At 65.1% G+C, this 2,751-nt stretch carries 2 protein-coding genes and 1 pseudogene; all 3 read left to right on the top strand.

Annotated elements, in window-relative coordinates; genetic code table 11:
- Positions 1 to 753, top strand: a pseudogene (locus Q0C81_RS17935) (NADH-quinone oxidoreductase subunit L); the annotation flags it as partial.
- A 2-nt stretch (positions 754 to 755) separates the two neighbouring features.
- Positions 756 to 2,243, top strand: coding sequence for an NADH-quinone oxidoreductase subunit M (locus tag Q0C81_RS17930; RefSeq protein ID WP_291841146.1), 1,488 nt, complete (start codon positions 756 to 758; stop codon positions 2,241 to 2,243).
- 7 nt (positions 2,244 to 2,250) lie between these two features.
- Positions 2,251 to 2,751, top strand: a 501-nt coding sequence (locus Q0C81_RS17925) for a proton-conducting transporter membrane subunit (protein WP_291841144.1), incomplete at its 3' end; no start/stop codon positions are given.

Genomic DNA, 2,751 nt, shown 5'->3' with positions numbered 1-2,751 from the left:
GCCTACTATTCGTGGCGCCTGGTGTTCATGACCTTCCACAACAAGCCGGTGTGGAAGGACGAGCACCACGACGATCATGCGCACGCGCATGACGACCACGCCTCGCACGCCCAGCTGGAGACCCACTCCGAGCCGGACGCGCATGACGATCACGCTCATGACGACCACGGCCACCACGGCCCGCTGAAGCCGCACGAGAGCCCGTGGATCATGCTGGTTCCGCTGCTGGCCCTGTCGGTCGGCGCCGTGGCCGCCGGTTTCGTCTTCGCGCCCTTCTTCATCGGGCACCACGAGGGCGAGTTCTGGAAGGCCGCGATCTTCTCGGGCCCGCACAACCACGTCCTGCACGACGCCCACTCGGTTCCGACCTGGGTGAAGTGGTCGCCGCTGGTCATGACCCTGGTCGGCACCTTCGCCGCCTTCTGGCTCTATGTCCTCAAGGAGGGCATGGCGCGCCGGATGGCCGATCGTGGCGGCGTGGTCCACGCCTTCCTGTACAACAAGTGGTACTTCGACGAGCTGTACCAGTTCGTGTTCGTCAAGGGCGCCAAGGCGCTGGGCGACTTCTTCTGGAAGATCGGCGACGTGAAGATCATCGACGGGGGAGGGCCGAACGGCTTCGCCTGGCTGTCGCGTAAGTTCGCCGGCGGGCTCGCCCGCTTCCAGTCCGGCTATGTCTACTTCTATGCGTTCGTGATGCTCATCGGTCTCTGCCTGTTCCTGGCCTTCGCCATCTCCGCGTGGGGAGCCTGATCATGCCTCAGATCCCTTACATCCTGAGCGTCGTCACCTTCCTGCCGCTGGTCGGCGCGGGCCTGCTGTTGCTGACCCGCCTGCTGGGCAAGGGCTCGGTGGACAGCGCCGCGCGCTGGATCGCCTTGGTCACCACCCTGGTGACGCTGGCCGTCTCGGTCGTGCTGGTCGCGAACTTCGACCAGTCCAGCGCCGCCTATCAGTTCGTCGAACGCTACGTCTGGTTCGCGGGCGCGCAGTATCACCTGGGCGTGGACGGGATCTCGATCCTGTTCGTCCTGCTGACCGCCTTCCTGATGCCGATCTGCATCCTGGCCAGCTGGAACTCGATCAAGGACCGCGTCAGCGACTACATGATCGCCTTCCTGGTGCTGGAGACGCTGGTCATCGGCGTGTTCACGTCGCTGGACCTGTTCCTGTTCTACATCTTCTTCGAAGGCACCCTGGTCCCGATGTTCATCATCATCGGGGTGTGGGGCGGGGCGAACCGCATCTACGCGGCGTACAAATTCTTCCTGTACACCCTGCTGGGATCGGTCCTGATGTTCCTGGCCATGCTGTGGATGGCGCATACCGCCGGCACCACCAGCATCCCGGCGCTCAAGGAATTCGCCTTCTCGCCGACCGCGCAGCCGATCCTGTGGCTCGCCTTCTTCGCCTCGTTCGCGGTGAAGATGCCGATGTGGCCGGTGCACACCTGGCTGCCCGACGCCCACGTTCAGGCGCCGACGGCGGGCTCGGTCATCCTGGCCGGCGTCCTGCTGAAGATGGGCGGCTACGGCTTCATCCTGTTCAACCTGCCGATGTTCCCGGACGCGCCCAAGATGTTCGCGCCGCTGGTCTTCACCCTGTCGGCCATCGCCATCGTCTACACCTCGCTGGTCGCCTTCCGTCAGACCGACATCAAGAAGCTGATCGCCTATTCGTCGGTCGCGCACATGGGCTTCGTGACCATGGGCATCTTCGCCGGCAACGATCAGGGCGTGCAGGGCGCGGTCTTCCAGATGCTGAGCCACGGCCTGATCTCGGGCGCGCTCTTCCTCTGCGTCGGCGTGGTCTATGACCGGATGCACACCCGCGAGATCGCCTTCTACGGCGGTCTGACCAGCCGGATGCCTTGGTTCGCCGCCATCTTCCTGATGTTCACCATGGCCAACGTCGGCCTGCCGGGGACCTCGGGCTTCATCGGCGAGATTCTGACCATGACCGGCGTCTACCAGGTCTCCACCTGGACGGCCCTGTTCGCCGCCTCGGGCGTGATCTTCTCGGCGGTCTACGCCCTGACGCTGTACCGCAACGTCATGTTCGGCGAGATCACCAATCCGAAGCTCAAGGACATCCTGGATATCGACAAGCGCGAGCTTCTGATCTTCACGCCGCTGATCGTCGGCACCCTGCTGCTGGGCGTCCAGCCCGGGCTGGTGCTGGACTACACCAACGCCTCGGTCGGGGCCCTGACGTCCGCCTATCAACTCGCGATCGGTGGCTGAGACCATGATGCCTGATCTGATTTCCGCCCTCCAACTCTCGGCCCCCGAGATCACGCTCGCCGTCGGCGGCCTTGTGCTGCTGATGGTCGGCGCCTTCTCGGGCGAGCGCAGCGCCGGCCTGGTGTCCTGGCTGTCGGTGCTGCTGCTGATCGCCGCCACCGCCGTCACCGTGACCGGCCCGCTGGGCCAGGCCTTCAACGGCGCCTATGTGGCCGATCCGCTGGCCGTCTACGGCAAGGCCGTGATCTTCCTGTCCAGCGCCGCCGCCATCGTCCTAGGCAACGGCTGGATGCACCGGTCCAAGATCGCGCGCTTCGAATTCCCGGTCCTGATCGTGCTGGCCTCGGCCGGCATGGGCATGATGGCCTCGTCGGGCGACCTGATCTCGCTCTACGTCGGCATCGAGCTGCACTCGCTGGCCCTGTATGTGCTGGCCGCCTTCCACCGCGACGACCTGAAGGCGTCCGAGGCGGGCCTGAAGTATTTCGTCCTGGGCGCCCTGTCGTCC

The organism is Brevundimonas sp., from assembly GCF_023259385.1.
Lineage (GTDB): Bacteria > Pseudomonadota > Alphaproteobacteria > Caulobacterales > Caulobacteraceae > Brevundimonas.
The sequence above is the reverse complement of the archived record's forward strand: the minus strand, read 5'-3'. Positions and strand labels throughout refer to the sequence as shown.